We start from the raw sequence: 25,718 nt of genomic DNA, 5'->3' as shown, positions 1-25,718 counted from the left end.
TGTGCCAGTGTGGCCTCACTGGGCCAAAGCGGCCTCGGTGGCCGCCAGCACCGGGGCGACAGAGGGGCGCGACTTGACCGCATCAAACCACGCGGCCAGGCGCGGCATGGCCGAGGTCGCCACCGGCTTGCCGTGGGCGCTGGAGAGTTTGCCAATGTAGAGGTAAGACACCGCGTAAGACGCATCGGCCAGCGTGAACTGTTGACCCAGAAAAAACGGCGCGGGCGCAATTTGCCCCTCCAAAATGGCGATCAGCTGGTGCAAACGATCCACCTCGACCTGAAACCCGGGCTGGGCGGCGCGACCATCAGACAGTGCAAAGTACAAGGTGCTCAGCTGGGGGCCCAGGTACATATCGTGAAAACGCGACAACCAGCGGCAACGTGCGCGGGCCTCCATGCCGGCTGGCAACATGGCGGGTTGTGGGTAACGCTCTTCGAGGTACTCAACAATCACCTCTGACTCGCCAATGCCAAAATCCCCATCCTGCAAAAAAGGCACCTTGCCCATCGGGTTGATGGCCAGAAATTCCGGTGATTTCAGGTAGGCCCAGCTCAGTTCGGGGGCCTCGAACTTCAGCCCTTTTTCAAGCAGTGTGATGTGGACCTTGGCGCTGTAGTGACTGACTGGAAACTGGTAAAGCTTCATGAAACCCCTTGATTGGTAGATGTGAAACAGCCTCGTGGTGGGTCCGCCCAAGGAATTATGTCACCCGGTATCGACCCTCAAACCCATGGGTCCAAGCCCGCATCCCCCACAAGACGGGGCGATGTTCAGCATTTGCGCGGCACTCGGGTGCAAGCAGTGGTGCTCACAGAAACTGGGTGCGCAGCAGGTCTGTGACCAGTTTGGCCAGCAAACCAATCACCAGCACCAGGAAAATCCGGCGCAGCCAAAGGTTGCCGCCTTTCATGGCCAAGTGGCTGCCAGCAAACGAGCCCGCAATCATGGCCACCGCCATCGGGATGGCCAGCTTGAAGCTGACAAACCCGTTCGGAATGAAAAACGCCAGTGCGCCCAGATTGGTTGCCATGTTGACCACCTTGGCACAGGCCGTGGCGCGCATGAAGTCAAAGTGGAAAACCCGCACAAACAAGAAGATCAGGAAACTGCCCGCGCCGGGGCCAAAAAAGCCTTCATAAAAACCGATGGCGGTGCCAATCAACACACCACGCACCTTGTCGTTGCGCGTGACCGGGATGTCTGCGTCCTGTTTGCCAAAGTCCGGCCGGAACCAGGTGTAGAGCAGCATCACCACCAGCAGCACCACTACAAACGGTTTGATCCAGGTGCTGGGCAGGGTGGCAATGGCGCGGGCGCCAAAGTGGGCGCCACAAAAGGCGGTGGACGCCGTTAACAGCAGCAGGCCCCAGGGCAGCTTGATGCGCCGGGCGTACTGGGTGGCGGCAGTAGCCATACCAGCCACCGAGGCACATTTTTCGGTGGCAAACAAGGTGGCGGGCGCGGCTGCGGGGAACAGCGTGAGCATGCCCGGAATCAGCACCAGACCACCGCCGCCAATTGCCGCGTTGAGCATGGCGGCCACAAAGGTCAGTGGCAGCAGGAAATAGAGTTCGGTGATCATCTTGTGCGTTGCTTCAGGCCCGGAACAATGACCGGGCCGATCCCACAGGACAACAACACGAACACCATCACCAGCCGAGTTAAAAAATAATTACAAAGTCGTATTGTCCCTGATGACTTGTTGGGGCTTCACTCGGCTGTGGCCAAGTTTTGATCTTGAGTTGGTGGTGGGATGGTTTGTAATTTCAATAGTTCAACAATTGTTGTATTATTGAAGTCATGGATACATCACTGGCCATCACCGTTTTTGAGTCGCTGTCATCTGGCGTGCGTCTGGATGCCTACCGTTTGCTGGTCAAGGCCGGGCCAATCGGCCTGGTCGCTGGCGAGATTGGTGCGGCGCTGAACACCCCGCCCACCAACCTGTCGTTTCACCTCAAGGCGCTGACCCATGCGCAACTGGTGAACGTGGTGCAAGAAGGGCGCTTTCAGCGCTACCGCGCCAACATGGGCCTGATGCACGACCTGATTGCTTACCTGACCGCCGAGTGCTGCGCGGGCCACCCGGAGTTGTGCGAGGAACTCTGCACCCCCATCACCGCCCCCCATGTTTTGCCCCAACCCTGAAGGACACACCAACATGACCCAAGTACAAGTTTTTGACCCCGCCCTGTGTTGCAGCAGCGGCGTATGTGGCACCGATGTGGACCAGGCTCTGGTCAACTTTTCTGCCGATGTGGACTGGGCCAAACAACAAGGCTTGTTCATCGAGCGCTTTAACCTGGCCCAGCAGCCCATGGCGTTTGCCGACAACGCCGCAGTCAAGGGTTTGCTGGAGCGCTCGGGTGAGGCTGCTTTGCCCATCACCCTGGTCGACGGTGAGGTGGCGTTTGCTGGGCGTTACCCCGATCGTGCTGATTTGGTCCGTTGGCTCGGCAACCCGGCCCCGACTGCGGTGGCTGCCGTTGCTGAGCCAGCTGCGGTCAAGACGGGTGGCTGTTGCTCGGGCGGCGCCTGCTGCTGAACAGTTATGCAATTCCTCGACCACCCCCCGCGCTTCTTGTTCTTCACCGGCAAGGGCGGTGTGGGCAAAACCTCTATCGCCTGCGCCACCGCCATTGAACTGGCCGCAGCAGGCCAGCGGGTGCTGCTGGTCAGCACCGACCCGGCGTCCAACGTGGGCCAGGTGTTTGGCATCACCATCGGCAACCAGATCACGACCGTGGCTGAGGTGCCCAACTTGAGCGCCCTGGAAATCGACCCGCAAGCTGCTGCCCAAGCTTACCGCGACCGCATTGTGGGACCGGTGCGTGGTGTGTTGCCTGAGGCTATCGTCAAAGGTATTGAAGAACAGCTCTCAGGCGCCTGCACCACCGAGATTGCCGCGTTTGACGAGTTCACCGGCTTGCTGGTCAGCAGCGTGCTCACCCAGGTTTTTGACCACATCGTGTTTGACACCGCGCCCACCGGTCACACCATCCGGATGTTGCAGCTGCCCGGCGCCTGGAGCGGTTTTCTGGAAGCGGGCAAAGGTGACGCCTCATGCCTGGGACCCTTGGCCGGGCTGGAAAAACAGCGCACCCAGTACAAGGCCGCTGTCGATGCCCTGGCTGATGCATCAAAAACCCGTTTTGTCCTTGTGGCACGGGCGCAGTTAGCTACATTAAAAGAAGCGGCGCGCACCCACGACGAGCTGGCGGGTATTGGCCTCACCAAACAGTACCTGGTGATCAACGGTGTGTTTCCGGCAGCACAAGCCAGCCACGACCCGCTGGCCCAAGCCATTGTGAACCGCGAGCAGGCGGCGCTGGCCAAGCTGCCTGAGGCCTTGCGCCACTTGCCAGTCGACCAGATTGGCCTCAAAGCCTTCAACCTGGTTGGCCTGCCTGCCTTGCGCCAACTGCTGGGAACTCCCGACGCCGCAGGGCCCGTTCCACAGGCTGTGTTACCCCAGGCGCCCGCTTTCAACGCGCCCAATCTGTCGTCTTTGGTGGATGACATCGCGGTTGAAGGCCATGGCCTGGTGATGCTGATGGGCAAGGGCGGTGTTGGCAAAACCACGCTCGCCGCTGCGGTGGCGGTGGCGCTGGCCCAACGCGGTTACCCAGTGCACCTGACCACCTCGGACCCCGCTGCCCACCTGATGGACACCTTGCACGGCACGCTGGAACATCTGACCGTGAGTCGCATCGACCCACATGAGGTCACCGAGGCCTACCGCGTCCAGGTGCTCGCCAGCAAAGGCGCCAAGCTTGATGCCGCTGGCCGCGCGGTGCTCGAAGAAGACCTGCGCTCTCCGTGCACCGAAGAAATTGCGGTGTTCCAGGCCTTCTCGCGCGTGATCCGTGAGGCGGGCAAAAAGTTTGTGGTGATGGATACCGCGCCCACCGGCCACACTCTGCTGCTGCTGGACGCCACTGGCGCCTACCACCGCGATGTGGTGCGCCAAATGGGCAGCCAAGGCCACTTCACCACCCCGATGATGCAGCTGCAAGACCCAACACAAACCAAGGTGCTGATCGTGACCCTGGCCGAGACCACACCGGTGCTGGAAGCCGCCAACTTGCAGGCCGACCTGCGCCGAGCCGGGATTGAGCCCTGGGCCTGGGTCATCAACAACAGCGTGGCCGCAGCCCAGGTCAGCTCACCCTTGTTGCGCCAGCGGGCCCACAACGAACTGCGTGAGATTGAAGCCGTGGCCATGCACCATGCCAGCCGCTATGCGCTGGTGCCGCTCCTCACAGAAGAGCCGGTGGGTGTAGAACGACTGTCACACATGGCTGCTAACTTCACCGAATTTGTTTAACCCACCTCTGGAATTTGATATGTCCGACAAAGCCCTGAACGTCCTGTTTTTGTGCACCCACAACTCTGCCCGCAGCATCCTGGCCGAAGCCATCCTGAACCACATTGGCCGCGGCCGTTTCAAGGGTTTCTCAGCTGGCAGCAGCCCGCGTGAGAACCAGCAGCCCAACCCCTTGGGCCTGCAGGTGTTGCGCCAGGCAGGTATCAACACCGACGGCCTGTCCAGCAAAAGCTGGGACGAATTTGGTAAGCCCGATGCGCCGCACATGGATTTGGTGATCACCGTCTGTGACAACGCCGCTGGCGAGGTCTGCCCCTACTGGCCCGGCCAGCCTGCCACTGCTCACTGGGGTTACCCCGACCCGTCCGCCGGTGACGGCAGCGACGCGCAAAAGCTCGAAGCCTTCCGCCAGACCCTGCACCTGCTCAAGCGTCGGCTGGAGTTGCTCATCAGCCTGCCGATCGCCAAGCTGGAGAAAACCATGCTGCAAAGCTCCGCGCGTGAGCTGAGCAAGGAATAAGCTCGTGAGTGCGCAATGTGAAGTGACTGGCAAACGCGCCGCCGGTGCGTCCATGAGTGTGTTCGAGCGTTTTCTCTCGGTCTGGGTGGCCTTGTGTATCGTGGTCGGCATTGGACTGGGCCAGCTCTTTCCGGGGCTGTTCCAGGCCATTGGCCGAATGGAAGTGGCGCAGGTCAACCTGCCGGTGGGCGCTCTGATCTGGGTGATGATCATCCCGATGCTGCTCAAGGTGGACTTCTCAGCCCTGCACGAGGTGCGCCAGCACCTCAAAGGCATTGGTGTCACGCTCTTTGTCAACTGGCTGGTCAAACCGTTCAGCATGGCGTTTCTGGCCTGGTTGTTCATCCGCACGCTGTTTGCGCCGTGGCTGCCGCCCGACCAGATCGACAGTTATGTGGCCGGGCTGATTCTGCTGGCCGCTGCGCCCTGTACTGCCATGGTGTTTGTCTGGAGCCGCCTCACCGGGGGTGACCCGTTGTTTACCCTGAGCCAGGTGGCGCTTAACGACAGCATCATGGTGGTGGCTTTTGCCCCGTTGGTGGCTTTTTTGCTGGGCCTGTCCAGCATTACCGTGCCCTGGGACACGCTGCTGATCTCGGTGGCGCTGTACATCGTGATCCCGGTGCTGCTGGCGCAGGGGCTGCGCAAGGTTTTGCTCAAAAAAGGCCAGGCCGCTTTTGACGCCACCATGGAAAAGATAGGCCCGTGGTCTATTGCCGCACTGCTGGCCACATTGGTGCTGCTGTTTGCGTTCCAGGGCGAGGCGATTCTGAAGCAGCCACTCATCATTGCCCTGCTGGCCGTGCCGATCCTGATCCAGGTGGTGTTCAACTCCGGCCTGGCCTATTGGTTGAACCGTGCGGTGGGTGAAAAACACGCCATTGCTTGCCCGTCAGCCTTGATTGGCGCCAGCAACTTCTTCGAGCTGGCCGTGGCCGCAGCCATCAGCCTGTTTGGCTTCAACTCCGGCGCCGCGCTGGCCACCGTGGTGGGCGTGTTGATTGAGGTGCCGGTGATGCTGCTGGTGGTGAATATTGTGAACCGCTCTAAGGGGTGGTACGAACGTGGCTCCGCCTTGCAAAGGAATTGACGATGACTATCACCATCTACCACAATCCTGCCTGCGGTACCTCCCGCAACACCCTGTCCTTGATCCGCAATTCTGGCGTGGAGCCCGAAGTTATCGAGTACCTGAAAACCCCGCCTGACAAGGCCACGCTGCAGGCCTTGATTTTTGCCATGGGGATCACCACCCGTGCACTGCTGCGAGAAAAAGGCACGCCCTACGACGAGTTAGGCCTGGCCGACCCCCAGTGGACCGATGCGCAACTGGTGGACTTCATGGTGGCGCATCCAATCTTGATCAATCGCCCGGTGGTTGTGACACCTTTGGGAATCCGGCTGTGCCGCCCCAGCGAAGTGGTGCTGGACATCCTGCCCAACCCGCAGCAAGGCGCGTTTACCAAGGAAGACGGTGAGAAAGTGATTGATGACAAGGGCAACCGTGTCTGACATCCTTTGGCCCTCCAACAACCTGGAAGCATCGTCTTTCCAGATTCCAGGTCAAGCGTCATTGCAGCCAGCCAAGGTATCCACGCATCCGCCACGGATTTTGATGCTCTATGGGTCGTTGCGGGAGCGTTCCTACAGCAAGCTCCTGACCTTGGAAGCAGCCCGGTTGCTGCAGACCATGGGCGCCGAGGTCAGGGTCTTTGAACCCGCAGGCCTTCCACAACCTGATGGTGCCCCTGAAAGCCACCCCAAGGTGCCGTGCGGCCAACCCAAGGCAAGACGCTAGCAGTGATGGAAGTGAGCGGCGGTTCGCAGTCATTTAATGCGGTCAACCAGATGCGCATGGTCACCATCCTCAACCAAAGCTCTGTGGCCAAAGCCTGTGCTGAATTTGACGAAGCGGGCCGCATGAAGCCGTCCGCCTTCTTTGATCGCGTGGTGGACGTGATAGAAGAGCTGGTCAAGTTCACACTGCTGACACACGATGTGTCGCCGTACCTGGTGGATCGCTACAGCGAGCGCAAGGAAATGGCAGAGGAATTGTCCAAGCGGGTCACTCAGAGGGTCATGTAGACACGGGTGGCTCAAGCTGACCGGCCCTCCCACAAGGCTATCCATTCGCTACGACATCATTGTGGACACCCAATACTCTGACCTGACCTTGCTTCATGACAACGTCAGAAAGTAGAGCACTTAAAAGCGGCGTAGGGTTCGTTGTGTTTTTTTATCCGCTCACCCAAATCTATCAAAAATAATAGCGTGCATAGACCTCCAGACGTGCGCTAGAGGTTTTTTCTTTGAACTCTGTCTGTGCCTGGCCACTCAGCTGCATCAGCCGTGCGCGGAGTTCCCAGTTGGCAAAGCCGGTGTAGCTGAGTTCTGGCGTGATTTGGTAGCTGTGGTCATTCAAATTGATCATGGTGGTGATGGACGCGGCACCATAGACCCAACCAAAAGGCTCGCTGACACTGGCTTTCACATACAGATAGTCGCGCGCCGGGTTGGGGCGGCCATAACCGGATTGGGCCACGCTGCGCGCCTTGCTGAGCATCGCTGCGGGTGCATTGGCAGCCAGAGCGGCATCCAGAAACTGGAAATACGTTTGCATCTCTGGGTGCTCGTAACCGGCACCGTTTCGGTAGTACTCGGCAATCCAGGTCACCTCACCGGCTGTCAGGTAGCGCAGCCCCACCAAAAAAGAGTCCACATCGACCTGCTGGCTGCTGGTTGCACCCCTGGCACTCACCGTGGTGCGTGTGGCTCCCAGCGTGCGCGCCCATTCGCCATGGATTTCCAGCGCTGGGCTGAGGTTGCGCGAAAAATCTACGCCAAAGCTCTCGGGGCGGGCACCCTTGGCACGCCACATCAGGTCCACATCCGTGTCCCAGGCCAGCAGGTAGAGCTTGGCCGCAGGGTTCAGGTCATTGGACTTGCCAAAGTCGCTGTTTAAGTTGCCGTCGGTGGGCAACAGCAGGCCGGTGAAGCTGATGGTCGAGATGGGGCCGCTCAGGGTTTTGGTCCATTCGCCGCTGGCCATGACAAAACCCTCGCGCGAGGTGGCCGGGTCATTGGCGTCCTTGGGCCGTTCGACCATCGCAACCGGGCTCCAGGCATAACCTTTGCCCCAGCGCTGCACGCGTTTGCCGATATCGAACGTCAAACCGGGGCTGGCGCTCCAGCGCAGGCCCCCTTCCATCACAGCCAGGTCTTTGGGGGTGCTGACCAGGGCATCGTTGGCCCAACTGCCCTGGGTGCGTGCATCCAGCACAAAGTCGCCCAGGTTGAGCTTGCCACTGAGCTCCAACGTGCTGGTGCTGCGCAGCAGCTCAGCGCGCGCTGGCTCGCCAGGGTAGGCCAGCTTAAACGCCGCGCTGTCACCGCGCAGCTGGAGCAGTTCCTCCTTTTGTTCCAGGTAGCCAGAAAACTCAAAGGTTTTTTTCTCAAACTCTGAGGCGTCAAAACTGAACTCTTGGGCGCTGGCTGACTGGCTCCAGGCCGGGCTGGACAACAATCCGGTCAAAGCCAGCAACACACCCGCCAGCTTGCACCGGTTGCCACGCGACGCATTCACTTGCGTAACTCTTCTAACCGGGACATGAAGCCCTGGGTGAATACCTCGTCGGCAAAGTCACGCTTCTTTAAACCCGAGTACAGCATCACCGATTTGTAGTCTTTGTAAAGCGGGCTGTCGGTCTCGATCGTGGCTGGGCGCTTGATGCCGCCGCCAAAGTCCTTGATGTCTTTGAAATGCAGGGTTTTCAGCAGCATGCCACTGCTGGCATAGGCTTCAATGTCGATGGGCAGGATGAGCTTTTTGTCCACCGTCATCTTCAGTTTGTCATAGGCCACTTCGCCGGTTTTGGCTTTGAGGTTCAGAGTGTAGAGCTGGTCGGTTTCATCCACCGAACTCACGTCGTACTCCTGCGCATAGTCCAGCCGCATGATGTCGGCGTTGTTGAACACACCACCGGTCACCGACTGCAGGCTGGTGATGCGCATGGGTTTGCCCACATTGGGCAGGTACATCCACATGTTGTCACCCTGGCGCAAGGTGCTGCGCCCCTTGTCGCTGCTGGGTTGCAGGAACAGGCTGGCCGTCTGGTCTTTGCCTTTTTTGACTGAATACAGCACAAATTCTTTTTTGTTGCCGTTGGGCTCGATGTTGATCAGCTTGCGGTAACTCTCGTACGACTCGGGCTCCAGGTTGCGGTCAAGTTTTTTGAGGATGGCTACGCCGTCCACGGCAAAAGCCAGCAAGGGGGCGCACAGCGCGGTCAGGATAAAAGTTTTGAGCAGTTTCATGATGTTGGGGTTTCGCAAATGGTGTCATTTATCCAAAGTGTCAGACATGACGCAGTGCCTGAATCGGGTCCATGCGGGCAGCCCGCCAAGCTGGCTGCAGACTTGCCAAACCCGACACCAGCACCGCCAATCCGAGCACGCTCAAGACCTCCACGCCAACCAGCGTGGGATGCAGGGTGATCTGCTCACGGCCAAAGCTGAACACCACCGGCCAGAGATTGAGGGCGACCACCACCGCGTAACTCAGGGCCACACCCGCCAGTGCACCGGCCAGACCCAGCAGCAGACCTTCGCTCAAAAAGATGGCCATCAGTTTGCGCGGCTGGGTGCCAATGGCGGCCAGTGTGCCGATTTCACGAATGCGCTCATACACCGCCATCAGCATCACGTTCATCACACTCACCAGCACAATCGCTACCAGCATGATGCGGATAAAGAAGGTCATCAAGTCGATCATCTTGACGATATTGGCAAACGGTGACAGCTCCGCCCAGGTGTGTAATTCGGTGGCGGGTTTGTCTTCCTTGTTGCGAATGGTGTCCAGGGCCGTATTCAGGCGTTTCTGCGCGACGGACAGGGTGCTGATGTCTTTGAGTCGCACCGCCACTTCCATCACTTCTTCTTTGTCCATACGCAGCAGTTCACGGGCATCCTTGATGTCGATATAACCATCGCGTCCACCCGGGCCGGTAATGCCCTCCAGAATGCCGCCCACGACAAAGGTCTTGCCATTCACTGAACCCGAGGCGTTGGTGGCCACCAGCACCACCGAGTCACCCACCTTGACCTTCATGCCACGGGCCAGCAACTCAGGGACCAGCACTTTGCCTGGTTCCACCAGTAGCCCGGTCTTGTTGCCATCGCTGATGCGCTGGCGCAAGGCGGGCACAGCGGCGTCTTCGGCAGCGGCATCAATACCGTTGAGACGGATATTGCTGTTTTCGGCAAAGTTGCTGAACATGGCACCCAGCTTGACGCGCTTGGAGTAGGCCAGCACGGCTGGATCAGCTTTGAGAATCTCTTCTATCGAACCCACCGCCTTGGGCTGCAGGCTCATGGTCAGCGGCAGGTTGTCCATGGAGGCGGTGTAGCCTTTGCGGTGCACTTGCAGATGGCCCAGCATGCTGTCGGTGATCGACCCGACCATGGTCTGTTTGAACGATCCAGCAGCCGCCACAAACAGCAGCAGCGCCACCACGCCGAGCATGATCAGCAGGGCGGTCAGCAAGGTGCGGCGCTGGTAGCGCAGCAAGTTGCGCAGCGCCAGTTTCAGGGTTGAGGTCATGCTGCGGCTCCTTGGGTCAGGCGACCATCTTCCAGCGTGAAGGTCTGCTCGGCTTCATGCATGATTTTGGGGTCGTGGGTGGAAAAGATGAAACTGGTGCCAAAGTTGTCGCGCATGGTCTTCATCAGGTTGAGCACCTTGTAGGCGGTGTCATGGTCGAGGTTGGCCGTGGGTTCGTCGGCCAACACGAGTTTGGGCTCGCCCACCAGGGCGCGGGCCACTGCCACCCGCTGCTTTTGCCCGCCTGAGAGCTGGTCAGGCCGCTTGTGGGCTTGTTCGGTCATGCCCACTGCAGCGATCATGGTGTTGACCCGCTCGCGGCGCTTGGCCTCACTCCAGCCGCGCACCATTAGCAACGGGTATTCGATGTTTTCATAAGCACTGAGCACCGGCACCAGGTTGAAGTCCTGAAACACAAAACCCAGGTGTTCACCCCGGAAGGTGGCCGCGGCGCTACGCGACAAAGTGCTGATGTCGGTGCCATGCACCCGCAACGTGCCGCTGCTGGGATGGTCCAGGCAGCCGAGCAGGTTCAGCAAAGTGGATTTGCCACTGCCCGACGGGCCGACAAATGCGGCAAAGGCACCCTCGCCAATCTCAAAACTGATGCCCCTCAGGGCTGCCACGTCTTGGTCGCCCATGCGGTAGCTCTTGGTGATGTTGATGGCTTGTATTAATGACATGTTGTGCTTTCTTGCATGAGCTTCACGGCGGTGTGCTTTCATGTGGGGGGCTGGGCTTCAGACCCATCCCGGCTTATTTGATGAACCCACGCGTTTTCATGACATCACAAGCGTTTTTCCGTGAGGTTTTGAGTGTGATCCCTTTATCTTTGGCGCGGGCTTCCATGGCGGCGTGTTGTTCAGTCTGCAAGGCCTTGCATTCGTCATAGGTCTTGACCGCACGCATCATGGTTTGATGGGTCGTGCGTTCCTCTGCGGTCATCAGCGTCCAGCCAGGGGTATTGGTCCTGTCAAAGCGCATGCCACGCATACCCCGTGTGCCGGTACCCATTTGGCCTGTACCAGGCCCCATGCTCATGCCTGTTCCTGGCGCGGCGGCGGGTCCATTTTGGGCCAGTACCGATGCAGATAATGCCGCGGCCAATGTGGTGGCGATCGCGATGGTTTTGAAAGCGATTGAGGTTGTCATGATGGACTCCTTCAGGTGAACAAGTTGGGGTGCATGTCTTGTCTGCATCTCTGAGTCCAATTTGAGCGCGCTTGTGTCAACGCGGTGTTGCGCCAAAAGGGCAGATTTGCATCACCGTGTTGCACGTCTGACTGGCGTTACAGTGGGTTACAAAACGAGCTGCATGCGTGGATCTGAAGATGCCGCGCTGACCGTCTCCAAAAAGCGGGTGCCCTGCCTCAAGGTGCTGGGGCAGGTGAACATGCTGGTGGTCGACACCTGCTACTGCGGTCAGGCCAATGTGCAGCACGGCTAGGGCCAGCAAGAGTTTGCGTACCTCCAGCGTGTCCACGCTGTCAGGCACACCGTCAAACAGCAAGTGCAGACTCTGTTTGAACAAGTCCCAGGTGCCCCAAAGAATGATCGCGGCGATGAGCAGACTCACCACTGGGTCAAGCCAGACCCAGTCCATCCATATGGTCAACGCCCCGGCCCCCCGGCGGCCACCAACGCGTCGGCAACCATTTGCAAAATTTCTGCCATGGGGATCACCACCCGTGCACTGCTGCGAGAAAAAGGCACGCCCTACGACGAGTTAGGCCTGGCCGACCCCCAGTGGGCCGATGCGCAACTGATGGACTTCATGCTGGCGCATCCGATCTTGATCAACCGCCCGGTGGTTGTGACACCTTTGGGAACCCGGCTGTGCCGCCCCAGCGAAGTGGTGCTGGACATCCTGCCCAACCCGCAGCAAGGCGCGTTTACCAAGGAAGACGGTGAGAAAGTGATTGATGACAAGGGCAACCGTGTCTGACATCCTTTGGCCCTCCACGAACAGTCTAAACAACGCACTGTTGTGATGTTGCAGCGATATGGTCCCACTTGGCCTTGATGTCCAGAATTCGAGGCTGGATATCCAGGAAGACCTGGACGATCTTGGGATCAAAGTGTTGGCCCGAACTGTCACGAATCAGAGCCAGACACTTTTCATAAGGCCAAGCCTCCTTGTAGGGGCGCTTGGTGCTTAAAGCATCAAACACGTCGGCAACAGCCACAATGCGGGCCACCAGAGGGATGGATTCACCCTTGATGTGGCGAGGATAGCCGCTGCCATCCCATTTTTCGTGGTGCCCCAAGGCGATCTCTGCAGATACCTGAAACACGTGGGCATCACTGCGGCTCAGAATCTTCCACCCGATGTAGGGATGGGTCTTCATCACAGCCCACTCGGCCTCATCAAGCGGGCCGGGCTTGCGCAGAATGGCGCTAGGGACACCAATTTTCCCGGTGTCGTGCAGAGGTGCAGCATCTTCAATGAGTCTGCATTCGTCGTCTGGCAGCCCCACGCCTTGTGCAATGGCCCCGGCATAGGCCGACATACGCCACACGTGCTCCGCTGTGTCTGCATCGCTGTAGTGTCCCGCCTCGCCCAGCATGGCAATGGCATCGCGGTAGCTTTTTTCAAGCTTAGCCGTGCGAACCAGTGACAGCTGTGTTTTCACACGGGCTCGCACAATGTCAGGGTTGACCGGTTTAACAATATAGTCAACTGCCCCCACCGCAAACCCTTTGGACTCTTGCCCCACTTCGGACAAGGCTGTCACAAAAATCACCGGCATGTGTGTATTCGTCGAATCTTTTTGCAAGGTTTCACATACCTCGTAACCTGACATACCGGGCAGGTTGACATCCAACAAAATCAGGCAGGGTTTGAACTTGGCCACCGCTGCCAAGGCATCCATCCCATTGGTCGCAAAGATCAGCTTGTATTGCGGCGACAGAATTTGCCGCAATACGGCCAAATTTTGTGGTTCATCATCAACGATCAGGATTGGGCCACTAGTCATCTTTCTGCTCCCATTCGATCTGCAGTGTTTTTGCCAAAACACGAAGTTCATTTTCAGCGGTGTGGAAATCAAAACACTCGACAGCCTCACTGACTTTGCGTAACTGGGCTTTCCATCAACACCACGTCCACCTCCATGGCGTGTTGCATCAGCCAGTTAAAGGCCTGCTGGCCATCTTCTGCCAGAGCAACATGGGCGCCTTCACCTTCAAAAATCTGCGAGGCTACTTCACGGTTGACTTCACTATCGTCCACCACCAGCATGCGCAGACCGTTCAGGCGCCGGGCAGTTGCGGGTGATAGGACCGTTGTCATGCCTATTTTCTTCTTGTAGGCGGTCGCGACAGCGTCAAACAACACAGACGCTGTCACGGGCTTTGTCAGCACCGCATCGGTAAAACGGATATCCGGGTGCGCGATCAGCTCCTCACGAGAGAAGGCCGTTGCAACCACAATGATGGGGCCCTGTGTACCGGACATGTGTTCGTGAATCACACGTGCGGCTGCCAGACCATCCATTTCAGGCATTTGCCAGTCCAGAACAATGACCAGTTCTGTCGTCGGGCGCTGTGCCTGCTGCGTCACAAGTTTCACTGCTGCCGCACCGTCCGCCACCACATAGGGTTTCCAGCCCAGGCTCTAGGCTGTGGCCCGCAGCGCATCGCGGGAGACCTCGCTGTCATCGGCAATCACGACACTCAGGCCTCTGAGTTCAATGGTCAACGCATCTCTTGTTGTCCCCCGTTTGAATGTCACATCAAAGTAAAACCGGCTCCCTTGCCCAAGTTCACTTTGCACCTGCAAGGTACTGCCCATCATCTCCAGCAGGCGTTTGCTGATCGACAAACCCAGCCCGGTGCCGCCAAATTGGCGCGTGGTGGATACGTCGGCCTGCTGAAACGGGACAAAAAGCTTGTCTATTTGCTCTTGGCTCACACCAATACCCGAATCCTCCACTTCAAAATGGAGAGTGATTTCAGCATCATCCTTTTTGAGGCATGAAATGCGGAACGCAACAAATCCGCTTTTTGTGAACTTGATGGCATTCACCACCAGATTCATGACGACCTGACTCAAGCGGACTTGGTCCCCGATCAAATGGTTCATGCCAAACAGCGGGGGCGAAATGGCCAGCTCCAGGTTCTTGGCTGCAGCCGATGCCTCCATCATGACCGAGACGTTGTTGATCATGTCCAGAAGGTCAAATTCGGCCATCTCCAGTGTCATACCCGAGGCTTCGATTTTGGCGTAATCCAGTATGTCATCCAGGATACGCTGCAGCGTTAGCCCCGAGCTCTGGAGCTTGCGCACCAGTTGGGTCGCCTCGTTCGGCAGTTCTGCCTTGGACAGAAGGTAAGCCAGACCGAGCACACCATTCATGGGCGTGCGAATCTCATGACTCATGTTGGAGAGAAACTCACTTTTGGCCTGTGTAGCACGTTCTGCTTCCTGGCGCTTTATTTCGAGTTCCCGATTCAAACTCGCCATCCTCAACTCTGCCTGTTTGATATCTGAAACATCGGTCACAAGCACGTGAAAACCGCGCACTTTCCCTTCAAAAACATCCGGTATGTAACTTGCCAGTGCATACCCAATTGATCCATCGGCTTTGGTCAAGGTGCGCTCGAAGTGCTGCAACTCGCCGCGCAGCGCAGCTCGGATATAGGGTTCGTTCAAAGCGAACACTTGTTCACCCAACAAATCCTGCATGCTCACGCCGAGCATGGCAGCAGGTTCGCGCCCGAACCATTCCAGGTACGCATGGTTATGCCCAAGCCTGGCCGCAGCCGAGCAGTTCAGTGTGACCTTGTTTTTTTAACCTGAGGCACTCAAGCATGATCTCCCTTGAATTCCTGATCACCTCGCTGATCGTTGTGCTGATCCCCGGCACCGGTGTGGTTTACACGGTATCCACCGGCCTAGTCCAAGGGCGCAAGGCCAGCGTGTATGCGGCTTTGGGGTGCACCGCCGGGATCGTGCCGCACCTGTTGGCCACCATTCTTGGCCTGGCGGCGGTGATGCACACCAGTGCGCTAGCGTTCCAGGTGTTGAAGTACGCCGGTGTCGTTTACCTGCTGTATGTGGCCTACGCCACCTGGCGGGACAAATCGGCTTTTGCGGTGGATGGAAGCATGTCAAAAACATCGGCCAGTGGCTTGGTGACCAAGGCCTTTTTGCTGAACATTTTGAATCCGAAGTTGACAATTTTCTTCCTGGCTTTTTTACCGCAATTTGTGCAAGCCACAGGGCCAGCGCCCCTGGTGCAGATGCTGGTGCTCAGCGCCGTGTTCATGGCCATGACGTTTGGCGTTTTTGTAGCCTATGGCGTTGTTGCACATGCATTCCGAAAGATCGTCATTGAATCGCAGCGTGTGCAGCGCTGGCTGCGTTACAGCTTTGCGGCGGTGTTTGCCGCCTTGGGCGCCAGGCTGGCGACCAGCGAGCAGTGATGGGCAGTTCTGCCGGGCACCCTGGTCCATGTAAAGTCGGGGCAAGATCAATAGATCGTATTTTTGCCTGTAGCCCTTATCCAATCAGCACCATGAGCTATGTTTTAGATAGTATTTTTGCAGGCGCCACCGCTTGCCTGTGTCGCCGTTTAAACCAAAACCCGCCATGCTGAGCGGGGAGGCTGTCGATTTCGAAGTGCCGTTCCAAGGCTCGCTGCTGCGTGGCAGCCGGTACACGCCATCCGGCGCCACGCAGACGGCGCTGGTGCTGCATGGTGGTGGAACTTCCGCCGCTGAGGGTTTTGGCGAACTGCGTCGCTTTTTACATGCCCGCCACATCGAGACCATCGCTTTTGACGCGGTGGGTCATGGCCGCACCGGGGGCGCCCAGCTGGGCACCACGCTGGAGGAGCGGGTGTTGCAGGTGATCACCATTGTTCAATCGCAAGGGCTGGCGCCCGAGTCGCTGGCGCTGGTGGGTTTCAGTATGGGTGCTTATGTGGCGGTCAAGGCCGCTGCCCAGTTGGGTGTGCCGCGCCTGTGTCTGGCCATTCCGGCGGCTTATGCCACCCAGGCCTACCAGGTGCCGTTTGGGCCGCAGTTCAGCCAGATCCTGCGCACACCCGACAGTTGGGTGGATTCAGATGCGTTTGATCTGGTGGCCGATTACACCGGCCACCTACTGGTGATATCGGCAGAAGAAGACTGCGTGGTGCCGCCCGAGATCCCGCACACCTACTTGACCTGCGCCAGCAAGAGCGCCAGCAGCCAGCACCACATCATCCACCGGGCTAGCCACCAACTCAGTGAGCACTATGCACGCGAGCCACAGGCCCGTGAAGACGCTTACACCGCCATCGCCGCGCTGTGCCAGCAGGGTAGTCACAGATCCCCAACCTGAGCCATACACCATGGGTGTTTCTTTAAGCTGGGTTGCGGTGCAAGGACTTTCTGCCGAAGACGCTTTGTCACGTCTGGGCCTCAAACACACCGGCAACACTTGCAGTTACCCGTTCAAGGGCATCGCCAGCCATGGCTTGTTGGCAGACTGGTTCTTGGTGATGGCTGGTCGGTGTGACCACCGTATTGGTTTGTCGCCAAGCTTGTCGACGCTGTCAGCGGGTTGCCGCTTGGTGGCCTGCGCGTTGGAAGAACATGTCAACTACGCGTCGACCGCGCTGTGGCAAGACGGCCAGTTGATCTGGCGTGTTGAACACCAGGGAGACCTTGACCCCGAGAACATGTCTTGCCAGGGTAGGGTGCCGCAGCGGTTCCATGACTTGCTGGTCACCGTGGAGCCCGAGGACAGTGAGAACCTGGAAGGCCACTTCCACATGGATGTGCCGCTGATGCTGGCCCAAGAGCTCACCGGCTTTCGCCACGACGAGTCCAACCCGGTGCTGGACAACACGCCGTTTGACGAATTGCTTGACCTGCAGCCCAAAGCCCGCTGGTGGAAGCTGTGGGCCTGAGCTCCGGATCGGTGACAGGATTTATGGGTTATTTTGGCCTGTAGCCCTTGTTCTAACTGGTCCAGAAGCTATCTGAGTTGTAGCAACCGGGTTCACAAGTGCAGGCTGCCAAGGGGCTCTGCCGCCAGCTTGTGCGCAAGCAGCGACAATCCAGCTCCTTTTTGAAACTTTGCCGGGTAAATGCCCGGCCTTTTTTTGCATGTCTGAACCTATTGAAGTTGAAGTCCGTCCCGCCAAAGAGCGCGACGCCAAAGTGATTGCCGAAATCCAGGCCGCTGCCGCCCAGGCCGCGTTCAAGGCGCAGTTTCCCGGTGAAGCCATGCCGGAGTTTGATTCCCTGAAAAAGAGCCAGGCCTACTGGCGCGAAGCCATCGAGTTTGCCGACCCGCAGGTGTTGGTGGCGGTAGCCGAAGGTGAGGTGGTGGGTTTTGTCGGGTTTGACCGCTCACGCGACCCTAAAACCCCGGCCACCATGGGAGAGATCTGGTCCATGTACGCCCGCCCGAGCCACTGGGGGCAGGGCGTGGGCCTGGCGTTGTGGGACGCCGCACGTGACGCGTTGATTGACGAAGGCTGCACCAAGGTCACCGCCTGGGTGCCGTTGGGTTATGAGCGCGCGCTACGCTTCTTTGACATGGCCGGCTACAAGCGCGAGATGACCAGCATCAAAACCGTGCTGGTGGGCCTGACGCGGATTGAAGAGATCCGCTTCAAGCGCGACCTGAAGTAAAACTCAGAGGCGGCGCAGCACCACGCTGCCAATCGAGTAACCGGCGCCAAACGAGCAGATCACGCCCACCTCACCGACAGCGATGTCATCGTGGTGGCGGTGGAAAGCGATGATGGAACCGGCTGAGGCGGTGTTGGCAAACTCGTTCAAGATCACCGGTGCATCATCTGCGGTGGCATCACGGCCAAGCAGTCGGCGGCCGATCAGCTGGTTCATCGCCAGATTGGCCTGGTGTAACCAGAAGCGACGCACACCGCTGGGGGCCAAGTCCAGCGTGGCCAGGTGGCTGCTGATGTGCTCCGCGGCCATCGGGCAGACTTCCTTGAACACCTTGCGGCCTTCCTGGTAGAACAGCTGGTCGCGGTCTTCGGGGTTGCGGTCCTCACAGCGCGACATGAACCCGGCGTTGTTGCGGATGTTGTTCGAGAACGAGGTGACCAGCTTGGTGCCCAGCACCTCAAACGCTCCTGCCGGGGCGGTATCTTGCCGCTCGATCAGGATCGCGGTGCAGACGTCGCCAAAGATGAAATGGCAATCGCGGTCTTTCCAGGCCAGGTGGGGTGAGGTGATTTCGGGGTTAACCACCAGCACCGCACGTGCCGAGCCGCTGCGCACCGCGTTGACCGCCATCTCGATGCCAAAGGTGGCCGAGGAGCAAGCCACGTTCATATCGAACCCAAAACCGGTGATGCCCAGCGCGTGCTGGATTTCCACCGCCATCGCCGGGTAGGCACGCTGCATGTTGGCGGCGGCGCAGATCACCCCATCGACATCGGCGGCGGTTTTGCCAGCGCGTTGCAAGGCGTCTTGTGCGGCAGCCACACTGATCTCGGCCATCAGGGAGATTTCGTTGTCTGGCCGAGGGGTGAGGCGAGGGCGCATGCGCGTGGGGTCCAGCACACCCGACTTCTCCACCACATAACGCTGCTGGATGCCAGACGCCTTTTCAATGAACTCCACGCTGGAGTACGGCACCGCTGCTAGCTTGCCTGCTGCTATGTCAGCAGCGTGTTCAATGTTATGCAGATCGGCATATCGGTTGAAGGTGTCCACCAGTTCGGCGTTGCTGATGATGTGGGGGGGCACATAAAGCCCGGTGCTGCTGATACAAACGCGGTGCATGAAGTGTCTTTCTGAAAGGGAGCGCAAGTCTGGGTGGCGCGGGTGCCACTCGCCATTATCGAACCTGCGGCGCACCGTGCTGTTGTATACCATCAACGACAATCCGTGACTTTGGAGGGTTCCGAATGGCCAGCAGCCTGCTTGTATTGTTGGATGACATCGCCACCGTGCTGGACGACGTGGCTTTGTTGACCAAGGTGGCAGCAAAAAAGACCGCCGGTGTGCTAGGGGACGATCTGGCGCTCAACGCCCAGCAGGTCACCGGTGTCAAGGCTGAGCGCGAGTTGCCGGTGGTGTGGGCGGTGGCCAAGGGTTCGTTCATCAACAAGGCGATTCTGGTGCCTGGTGCGCTGCTGCTCAGTGTAGTAGCGCCTTGGGCCATCACCCCGCTGCTGATGGCGGGTGGCCTGTTCCTGTGTTTTGAGGGCTTTGAGAAAGTGGCGCACAAGCTGTTGCACAGCCCGGCCCAGGACAAAACCGAACACGCGCAACTGTTGCAAGCTTTGAGCGACACGTCGGTGGACGTGGTGGCGCTGGAGAAAGACAAGATCAAGGGTGCGGTGCGCACCGACTTCATTTTGTCCACCGAGATCATCGTCATCACCCTGGGCACGGTGGCGGCCAGCCCGTTTGTGACCCAGGTCAGTGTGCTGGCTGGTGTGGCGCTGTTGATGACGGTTGGGGTCTATGGCCTGGTGGCAGCTATTGTGAAGATCGACGACTTGGGGCTGTGGCTCACCCTGCGCCCCGGCCAATCCGGTTGGCAACAGGTGCTGGGGCGGGGCCTGCTGCGCGCTGCACCGCTGCTGATGAAAAGCCTGACGGTGCTGGGCACGCTGGCGATGTTTCTGGTGGGTGGCGGCATTCTGGTGCACGGCTGGCACAGCCTGGGTGTGTGGCTGGACGGGATCAGCCAGCTGGCAGGGCCAGCGGCGCCGCTGGCCTCAGCCGTGCTCAGCGCGCTATTTGGGCTTATCGCGGGTGGGGTGGCCCTGGCTGGGGTGCATGCGCTCAGCTGGGCTCGCTCTGCTTTATACAATAAATAGGCCTCTAGCCCTTATGCAATAAGGGTTGGATGCTCTTGATATGGGAGCGACCCCGTAAGGGTTCAGACCTCGCCGCCCAGGGCTTGGGTGAGGTGGTCGATGTACTGCTCCACCAGCTTTTCAAACTCGGCCTGCACCGCGGGCACCACCACCATCTTGACCAGGCTGGGCAGCGGCATCATGACCTCACCTTGGATCTTCAGCGTCAGATGGGTGGCGGTTTTTTTGTCAACAATCTTCCAGCTGCCCGACACCAGGGCGTTGCCTTCACCGGCCACCGGGGTCCAGATGACCGAGCCCTTGGCCGGGTTGGACACGTATTTGGAGGCATAAATGGTCTGCAGCACAAACTTGGCGACGCCAATTTTGGCCATCTCCCAGCGGTACACGTTGTCACCCAGGTCCACCAACTTGTCCAGTTTGGGAAAGTGGCTGGCGGACTGGGGCACATCGGACAGCAGCTCAAACACGGTGTGATAGGTCGCCTTGACGGCAAATTCGTAACCCAGATCCAGCTTGACAGTGATGGCCATTCTTGTCTCCCAAAAAGGTGATCTGCCAGTGGCTGCGAAGTTGACCTCGACAAGCGCACCAGAGCTGTACAAATGATAGCCCGCCGTGTGTGCTGGTGGCGGGTGCAATTGCCGCCACAATCTGCCCCGTGCCAAATTTGCCTAACGATTCCCCGATCTTGCTGCTGGCCCCGATGGAAGGGCTGCTGGACTTTGTGCTGCGTGACATCCTGACCCGTGTGGGTGGGGTGCAGCGCTGTGTCTCCGAGTTCATCCGTATCACCGACACCTTGTTGCCCGAGCGCGTGTTTGAGCGCCTGGTGCCCGAGTTGCGCCAAGGTTGCCAGACCCTCTCAGGTGTACCGGTACGCCCGCAGTTGCTGGGCTCTGACCCGATCTGCCTGGCCGACAACGCGGCTCGCCTGGCGTCCATGGGGCCGAATGGTGTGGATCTGAACTTTGGCTGCCCCTCACCGGTGGTGAACCGGCATCGTGGTGGGGCGGCCTTGCTGGACGAGCCCGAGTTGCTGTTCAAAATCGTCTCAGAGGTGCGCCGGGCCGTGCCTGCGCAGCAGCCAGTGTCGGCCAAGATGCGCCTTGGCCTCAATGACGACAGCCGGGCCGAGGCCTGTGCGCTGGCCATTGAGGCGGCAGGCGCCAGCGAGCTGGTGGTGCATGCCCGCACCAAAGTGGATGGTTACCGCCCACCGGCCTATTGGGAGCGAGTGGGAGACATCCGCCAGGTGGTGAAGTTGCCGCTGGTGGCCAATGGCGAGATCTGGACCGCTGCCGACGCCCAGGCCTGCCGTCTGGCCAGCGGCTGCCACAGCTTGATGCTTGGGCGTGGCATCGTGGCCAACCCGGGCTTGGCGCTGGAGATTCTGGCGGCCCAGTCGCCACACGGCGCACTTGAGCCAGGGGCGGGTTCAAACGCGGTCATGGTGTTGCCCTGGGAGCAGTTGTTGCCCCTGATCGCCGATTTCTGGCGGCTGGTGGGGCAACACCTGCGGCGTGATCAGCAAACCGGTCGCCTCAAGCAATGGCTCAACCTGTTGCGCCGGGTCTATCCTCAGGCACAGCTGGCGTTTGAGGCGGTCAAGACCTTTCACCACCCGGCGGATGTGGACGCTTGGCTGGCAAAGCAGATGGGTGGGCTTGAATTTTGCATTGCTGGCGCCATGTCACAGTAGTCTGCAGCATCAGAGGCGGCTCGATAGAATGAATTCATGAGCACCAAAATACCGAAAATTATTCCGCAACGCCCTGTCAAACCTGAAGTGGACGACTCAGACGGCACGGTGGTGCTGGAGCGTCGGACCCAAAAAACCAAGCCGCCCAAGCTCTACCAGGTGGTCATGCTCAATGACGACTACACACCGATGGAGTTTGTGGTGATTGTGATTCAAGAGTATTTCGGCAAGGATCTGGAGACAGCGACCCAGATCATGCTGAAGATTCACCTCGATGGCCGAGGCGTCTGTGGCGTTTACTCGCGCGACGTGGCGGCCACCAAGGTGAGTCAGGTACTGGATGCTGCCAACAAAGCGGGGCATCCCTTGCAGTGTGTCGCAGAACCGTTGGATTCCTGAGCATCTGAATCCTTGTAGAGCCGCCCTGATTTCAAATCAGATTACAGTTGACCATCGAACCGAAGCTACTAAAGGAACACCATGATTGCCCAAGAATTGGAAGTCAGTCTTCACATGGCGTTTGTGGAAGCGCGCCAACAGCGCCATGAATTCATCACCGTCGAACATTTGCTGCTGGCTTTGCTGGACAACCCCAGCGCCGCCGAGGTGCTGCGCGCCTGTTCAGCCAATGCCGATGACCTGCGCAAGTCGCTGGTCACCTTCATCAAGGACAACACGCCGCAGGTGGCGGGCTCTGACGATGTGGACACCCAGCCCACGTTGGGTTTCCAGCGTGTGATCCAGCGCGCCATCATGCACGTGCAGTCCACCGGCAGCGGCAAAAAGGAAGTCACCGGCGCCAATGTGCTGGTCGCCATTTTTGGCGAAAAAGATTCCCACGCCGTGTATTACCTGCACCAGCAGGGCGTGACCCGTCTCGATGTGGTGAACTTCATTGCCCACGGCATCAAGAAGAGTGACCCGCCGGAACCTATCAAGTCCGGCGAAAGCCCGGCTGAATCCGAAGAGGGTGGGGCGGAGAAAAATGAAAAATCCTCACCACTGGACCTGTACACCCAGAACCTGAATCAGCTGGCAAAAGACGGCAAGATCGACCCGCTGATTGGTCGTGACTATGAGGTCGAGCGGGTCATCCAGATCCTGTGCCGTCGCCGCAAAAACAACCCGCTGCTGGTGGGTGAGGCCGGTGTGGGCAAAACCGCCATCGCCGAGGGGCTGGCTTGGCGCATCACACAAAAAGACGTGCCCGATATTTTGGGTGAGGCAATTGTTTATTCACTTGACATGGGTGCACTGCTGGCGGGCACCAAGTACCGAGGTGACTTTGAGCAACGTCTCAAAGGTGTGCTCAAGGCCATGAAAGACAAGCCCAACACGATTTTGTTCATCGATGAAATCCACACGCTCATTGGTGCGGGTGCGGCCTCTGGCGGCACGCTGGATGCGTCCAACCTGCTCAAACCGGCGCTGAGTTCGGGTGCCCTCAAATGTATCGGTGCCACCACGTTCAGTGAGTACCGTGGTATTTTCGAGAAAGACGCAGCCTTGTCTCGTCGCTTCCAGAAGGTGGATGTGGTTGAGCCGACCGTCGAGCAGACGGTGGACATCCTCAAGGGGCTGAAATCGCGCTTTGAAGAGCACCACAGCGTGAAGTACGCACTGGCGGCTTTGCAGGCAGCAGCGGAACTGAGTGCGAAATACATCAATGACCGCCATTTGCCCGACAAGGCGATTGACGTGATTGATGAGGCGGGTGCCGCGCAGCGGATCTTGCCAGCCTCCAAGCGCAAAAAGATCATCAGCAAGGCTGAGGTCGAAGAAATCGTGGCCAAGATCGCCCGCATTCCCCCTGCCAATGTCTCCAACGATGACCGCGGCAAGCTTAAGACCCTGGAGCGTGACTTGCGCAACGTGGTGTTTGGCCAGGACAAGGCGCTTGACATGCTGGCCTCCAGCGTCAAGATGGCGCGCTCTGGTCTGGGCAAGGGTGACAAGCCGATTGGCGCCTTCCTGTTCAGCGGCCCCACCGGGGTTGGCAAGACCGAAGCAGCCAAGCAGTTGGCCTACATCATGGGCATTGAGCTGATCCGCTTTGACATGAGTGAGTACATGGAGCAGCACGCGGTGAGCCGCCTGATTGGTGCGCCTCCCGGTTATGTCGGGTTTGACCAAGGCGGGCTGCTGACCGAAGCCATCACCAAAAAGCCGCATTGTGTGTTGCTGCTTGACGAGATTGAAAAAGCCCACCCGGCGATCTTCAATGTGTTGCTGCAGGTGATGGACCACGGCACCTTGACCGACAACAATGGGCGCAAGGCGGACTTCCGCAACGTCATCATCATCATGACAACCAATGCCGGTGCCGAGACCATGAACAAAGCCACCATCGGTTTCACCAACCCGCGTGAGTCGGGTGATGAAATGGCCGACATCAAGCGTTTGTTCACGCCGGAATTCCGTAATCGGTTGGATGCCATCGTCAGCTTCAAGGCGCTGGATGAAAACGTGATCCTACGTGTGGTGGACAAGTTCCTGCTGCAGCTGGAAGCGCAACTGGCCGACAAGAAGGTGGAAGTCACCTTCACCGACAAGCTGCGTAAACACCTGGCCAAGAAAGGTTTTGACCCGTTGATGGGCGCCCGGCCAATGCAGCGCCTGATTCAGGACACCATCCGGCGTGCACTGGCCGATGAGTTGTTGTTTGGGCGCTTGATGGACGGTGGCCGCTTGACGGTGGACTTGGACGACAAGGACGAGAGCAAAACCGAGGTGTTGCTGGACATCACCCCGTTGCCCAAAAAAGAGGGCAAGCCCAAGCCAGAATCACAAGAGGCGACACTCAGCTAAGTCTTCAGAGTTTCCCTGTCAACCGGTATGGGCCACGCGTGTGGTCCGTACCGGTTTTCTTTTTGCCGCAGAGGGTGCTGGGAAAAAAGGGTAAAAAAAAGGGTCGGTCTTGCGACCAACCCTTAAGGGATCCCTGAACCTGAAGGTTACGAAAGGACCCGAGGAGACAACTAGCTGAAACGCGGGGTTTCCAAATTCAGAACTGTACCAAGTATCTCAGGGTTTTCCCTTAGTTGGTTAGAGGCGCACACTTATTTTTGAGTCTGTCTGCTATATGCAACAAAGATGCCAATCAGCGTTTTTTCGCTGCAGGTTTGGCCGCATTGGCTGCGGTGCTGGTCACGGCGTTGAAATTGGCTTCAGCGACATCGGTGGCTTGTTTGACCGCTTTTTGGACCGATTCCAGAGCGTTGTTCGCCGCAGCGACAGCGCTTTTCAGCACGGCCACAGCCGCTTCTGAGCCAGCCGGGGCGCTTTTGACAGCGGTGTCCAACATGCCGGTGAATTGTTGCTGGACTTGTGCTGCCTGACCTTCCAGGGTTTTGGTGAATTCGCTGGTGGTGCCTGAAGCGATTTCATACAGATGGCGGCTGTAGGCAGCGGTTTTTTCAGCCAGCGGCTGGAAGATGCTCGATTGCAGAGCCAACAGTTCTTGGGCGTCTTTGACACTGAGCAGGGCTTTGGCGTTGTCGCCGGTGTCAGCCAGAGCCGCTTTGGACGCACTCATGTTGAGCTCAACAATTTTCTCGACGCCTTCAAAGGCCTTGGCTGTCAGGCCCAGCAAGGTTTCAATATTGGCTTTTTGGGCTGCCACAATTTGTTCAACAGTCAAAATTGTCGTCATCGTCATCTCTCCATCGGTTGTGTAAAAAAGTTAACTGCGCCGAAACCTTGCTCAAACCAAAATATGTTGCAGTGCAGCATGACTCAAATTATAGAGACAAGTTGGGTCTTGGCAAGTG

General features: G+C 58.5%; 28 protein-coding genes and 2 pseudogenes. 17 read left to right on the top strand and 13 right to left on the bottom strand.

The genetic code is table 11. The annotated features are described in order from the left end of the window. Positions 1 to 15: 15 nt before the first annotated feature. Both FDG13_RS16170 and FDG13_RS16165 read right to left on the bottom strand, forming a co-directional pair. Positions 16 to 648, bottom strand: coding sequence for a glutathione S-transferase family protein (locus FDG13_RS16170; protein ID WP_180130076.1), 633 nt, complete (start codon positions 646 to 648; stop codon positions 16 to 18). Between the two features lie 163 nt (positions 649 to 811). Beyond that, positions 812 to 1,585 carry a sulfite exporter TauE/SafE family protein gene (locus FDG13_RS16165; protein WP_180130072.1) on the bottom strand — a complete coding sequence of 258 codons (774 nt, stop codon included), beginning with the start codon at positions 1,583 to 1,585 and terminating at the stop codon, positions 812 to 814. A gap of 218 nt (positions 1,586 to 1,803) precedes the next feature. On the opposite strand from FDG13_RS16165, the gene FDG13_RS16160 reads away from it, so the two are divergent. The 7 genes and pseudogenes from FDG13_RS16160 to FDG13_RS16130 all read left to right on the top strand — a co-directional run bounded on the left by FDG13_RS16160 (position 1,804) and on the right by FDG13_RS16130 (position 6,935). After that, the gene (locus tag FDG13_RS16160; protein WP_180130069.1) at positions 1,804 to 2,151 is read left to right on the top strand and encodes a helix-turn-helix transcriptional regulator; all 348 of its coding nucleotides are present in this window, start codon (positions 1,804 to 1,806) and stop codon (positions 2,149 to 2,151) included. A gap of 13 nt (positions 2,152 to 2,164) precedes the next feature. Beyond that, on the top strand, positions 2,165 to 2,548 hold the full coding sequence (gene arsD / locus FDG13_RS16155) for an arsenite efflux transporter metallochaperone ArsD (protein ID WP_180130063.1): 384 nt from the start codon (positions 2,165 to 2,167) through the stop codon (positions 2,546 to 2,548). Positions 2,549 to 2,554: 6 nt separating this feature from the next. Further along, positions 2,555 to 4,330 carry an arsenical pump-driving ATPase gene (arsA, locus tag FDG13_RS16150; protein ID WP_180130057.1) on the top strand — a complete coding sequence of 592 codons (1,776 nt, stop codon included), beginning with the start codon at positions 2,555 to 2,557 and terminating at the stop codon, positions 4,328 to 4,330. A 19-nt stretch (positions 4,331 to 4,349) separates the two neighbouring features. Continuing rightward, positions 4,350 to 4,850, top strand: a complete 501-nt coding sequence (locus FDG13_RS16145) for an arsenate reductase ArsC (protein WP_180130054.1) — start codon at positions 4,350 to 4,352, stop codon at positions 4,848 to 4,850. Positions 4,851 to 4,902: 52 nt separating this feature from the next. Beyond that, a complete protein-coding gene (gene arsB, locus FDG13_RS16140) occupies positions 4,903 to 5,940 on the top strand; it encodes an ACR3 family arsenite efflux transporter (protein WP_218942804.1) in 1,038 nt (345 codons plus the stop codon). A 2-nt stretch (positions 5,941 to 5,942) separates the two neighbouring features. Beyond that, positions 5,943 to 6,362 (top strand): arsenate reductase (glutaredoxin), encoded by a 420-nt coding sequence (gene arsC, locus FDG13_RS16135; protein ID WP_180130047.1) that lies wholly within the window; start codon positions 5,943 to 5,945, stop codon positions 6,360 to 6,362. Continuing rightward, positions 6,340 to 6,935 (top strand): annotated as a pseudogene (locus FDG13_RS16130) (NADPH-dependent FMN reductase). The gene arsC and the pseudogene FDG13_RS16130 overlap by 23 nt, the downstream one beginning before the upstream one ends. Before the next feature lie 172 nt (positions 6,936 to 7,107). Here the strand turns inward: FDG13_RS16130 and FDG13_RS16125 are convergent. From FDG13_RS16125 to FDG13_RS16105, 5 genes are all read right to left on the bottom strand, one after another. Beyond that, on the bottom strand, positions 7,108 to 8,433 hold the full coding sequence (locus tag FDG13_RS16125; protein ID WP_180130044.1) for a hypothetical protein: 1,326 nt from the start codon (positions 8,431 to 8,433) through the stop codon (positions 7,108 to 7,110). After that, positions 8,430 to 9,164 (bottom strand): outer membrane lipoprotein-sorting protein, encoded by a 735-nt coding sequence (locus FDG13_RS16120; protein WP_180130040.1) that lies wholly within the window; start codon positions 9,162 to 9,164, stop codon positions 8,430 to 8,432. Before FDG13_RS16120 ends, FDG13_RS16125 begins: the two co-directional genes overlap by 4 nt. 40 nt (positions 9,165 to 9,204) lie before the next feature. Continuing rightward, positions 9,205 to 10,449, bottom strand: coding sequence for an FtsX-like permease family protein (locus FDG13_RS16115; RefSeq protein WP_180130037.1), 1,245 nt, complete (start codon positions 10,447 to 10,449; stop codon positions 9,205 to 9,207). Beyond that, positions 10,446 to 11,132: an ABC transporter ATP-binding protein gene (locus FDG13_RS16110; RefSeq protein ID WP_180130034.1), complete on the bottom strand. Its 687-nt coding sequence runs from the start codon at positions 11,130 to 11,132 to the stop codon at positions 10,446 to 10,448. Before FDG13_RS16110 ends, FDG13_RS16115 begins: the two co-directional genes overlap by 4 nt. A 73-nt stretch (positions 11,133 to 11,205) precedes the next feature. Beyond that, positions 11,206 to 11,601 (bottom strand): hypothetical protein, encoded by a 396-nt coding sequence (locus FDG13_RS16105; RefSeq protein ID WP_180130031.1) that lies wholly within the window; start codon positions 11,599 to 11,601, stop codon positions 11,206 to 11,208. A gap of 163 nt (positions 11,602 to 11,764) precedes the next feature. Between FDG13_RS16105 and FDG13_RS21205 the strand changes: the two genes are divergently transcribed. Together FDG13_RS21205 and FDG13_RS16100 are read left to right on the top strand one after the other, a co-directional pair. After that, complete coding sequence (locus tag FDG13_RS21205) at positions 11,765 to 11,896, top strand: hypothetical protein (RefSeq protein WP_255435385.1); 132 nt, start codon at positions 11,765 to 11,767, stop codon at positions 11,894 to 11,896. A 216-nt stretch (positions 11,897 to 12,112) separates the two neighbouring features. After that, positions 12,113 to 12,394 (top strand): annotated as a pseudogene (locus FDG13_RS16100) (ArsC/Spx/MgsR family protein); the annotation flags it as partial. Positions 12,395 to 12,419: 25 nt separating this feature from the next. Here FDG13_RS16100 and FDG13_RS16095 read toward each other — a convergent pair. The 3 genes from FDG13_RS16095 to FDG13_RS16085 are packed head-to-tail and all read right to left on the bottom strand — an operon-like array spanning position 12,420 to position 15,226. Beyond that, on the bottom strand, positions 12,420 to 13,478 hold the full coding sequence (locus FDG13_RS16095; protein ID WP_370528238.1) for an HD domain-containing phosphohydrolase: 1,059 nt from the start codon (positions 13,476 to 13,478) through the stop codon (positions 12,420 to 12,422). A 35-nt stretch (positions 13,479 to 13,513) separates the two neighbouring features. Beyond that, entirely contained in the window at positions 13,514 to 14,044 is a 531-nt protein-coding gene (locus FDG13_RS16090) for a response regulator (RefSeq protein WP_180130023.1), read from the bottom strand. Positions 14,045 to 14,065: 21 nt separating this feature from the next. After that, positions 14,066 to 15,226, bottom strand: coding sequence for a HAMP domain-containing sensor histidine kinase (locus tag FDG13_RS16085; protein WP_255435349.1), 1,161 nt, complete (start codon positions 15,224 to 15,226; stop codon positions 14,066 to 14,068). A 35-nt stretch (positions 15,227 to 15,261) separates the two neighbouring features. On the opposite strand from FDG13_RS16085, the gene FDG13_RS16080 reads away from it, so the two are divergent. From FDG13_RS16080 to FDG13_RS16065, 4 genes are all read left to right on the top strand, one after another. Continuing rightward, positions 15,262 to 15,876, top strand: a complete 615-nt coding sequence (locus FDG13_RS16080) for a LysE family translocator (protein WP_180130014.1) — start codon at positions 15,262 to 15,264, stop codon at positions 15,874 to 15,876. A 166-nt stretch (positions 15,877 to 16,042) separates the two neighbouring features. Then, a complete protein-coding gene (locus tag FDG13_RS16075; protein WP_180130010.1) occupies positions 16,043 to 16,777 on the top strand; it encodes an alpha/beta hydrolase in 735 nt (244 codons plus the stop codon). A 10-nt stretch (positions 16,778 to 16,787) separates the two neighbouring features. Next, positions 16,788 to 17,348: a hypothetical protein gene (locus tag FDG13_RS16070; RefSeq protein ID WP_180130007.1), complete on the top strand. Its 561-nt coding sequence runs from the start codon at positions 16,788 to 16,790 to the stop codon at positions 17,346 to 17,348. A gap of 199 nt (positions 17,349 to 17,547) precedes the next feature. Beyond that, positions 17,548 to 18,078, top strand: a complete 531-nt coding sequence (locus FDG13_RS16065) for a GNAT family N-acetyltransferase (protein WP_180130004.1) — start codon at positions 17,548 to 17,550, stop codon at positions 18,076 to 18,078. 3 nt (positions 18,079 to 18,081) lie between these two features. On the opposite strand, the gene FDG13_RS16060 is transcribed toward FDG13_RS16065, so the two are convergent. Next, positions 18,082 to 19,200 (bottom strand): beta-ketoacyl-ACP synthase III, encoded by a 1,119-nt coding sequence (locus FDG13_RS16060; protein ID WP_180130001.1) that lies wholly within the window; start codon positions 19,198 to 19,200, stop codon positions 18,082 to 18,084. 125 nt (positions 19,201 to 19,325) lie between these two features. On the opposite strand from FDG13_RS16060, the gene FDG13_RS16055 reads away from it, so the two are divergent. Then, positions 19,326 to 20,246 carry a DUF808 domain-containing protein gene (locus FDG13_RS16055; RefSeq protein ID WP_180129996.1) on the top strand — a complete coding sequence of 307 codons (921 nt, stop codon included), beginning with the start codon at positions 19,326 to 19,328 and terminating at the stop codon, positions 20,244 to 20,246. 62 nt (positions 20,247 to 20,308) lie between these two features. On the opposite strand, the gene FDG13_RS16050 is transcribed toward FDG13_RS16055, so the two are convergent. Then, entirely contained in the window at positions 20,309 to 20,779 is a 471-nt protein-coding gene (locus tag FDG13_RS16050) for an SRPBCC family protein (RefSeq protein ID WP_180129991.1), read from the bottom strand. A gap of 173 nt (positions 20,780 to 20,952) precedes the next feature. Between FDG13_RS16050 and FDG13_RS16045 the strand changes: the two genes are divergently transcribed. The 3 genes from FDG13_RS16045 (at position 20,953) to clpA (ending at position 24,756) form a co-directional block, all read left to right on the top strand. Beyond that, positions 20,953 to 21,948, top strand: coding sequence for a tRNA-dihydrouridine synthase (locus FDG13_RS16045; protein ID WP_180132530.1), 996 nt, complete (start codon positions 20,953 to 20,955; stop codon positions 21,946 to 21,948). A 36-nt stretch (positions 21,949 to 21,984) separates the two neighbouring features. Beyond that, positions 21,985 to 22,347, top strand: a complete 363-nt coding sequence (gene clpS, locus FDG13_RS16040; RefSeq protein WP_078363265.1) for an ATP-dependent Clp protease adapter ClpS — start codon at positions 21,985 to 21,987, stop codon at positions 22,345 to 22,347. A gap of 81 nt (positions 22,348 to 22,428) precedes the next feature. Then, positions 22,429 to 24,756, top strand: a complete 2,328-nt coding sequence (gene clpA, locus FDG13_RS16035) for an ATP-dependent Clp protease ATP-binding subunit ClpA (RefSeq protein ID WP_180129988.1) — start codon at positions 22,429 to 22,431, stop codon at positions 24,754 to 24,756. Positions 24,757 to 25,048: 292 nt separating this feature from the next. Here clpA and FDG13_RS16030 read toward each other — a convergent pair whose 3' ends face one another. After that, entirely contained in the window at positions 25,049 to 25,600 is a 552-nt protein-coding gene (locus FDG13_RS16030; protein WP_180129985.1) for a phasin family protein, read from the bottom strand. Positions 25,601 to 25,718 lie beyond the last annotated feature (118 nt).

It is taken from the genome of Rhodoferax sp. BLA1, assembly GCF_013416775.1.
Classification (GTDB): Bacteria; Pseudomonadota; Gammaproteobacteria; order Burkholderiales; family Burkholderiaceae_C; genus Rhodoferax.
The sequence above is the reverse complement of the archived record's forward strand: the minus strand, read 5'-3'. Positions and strand labels throughout refer to the sequence as shown.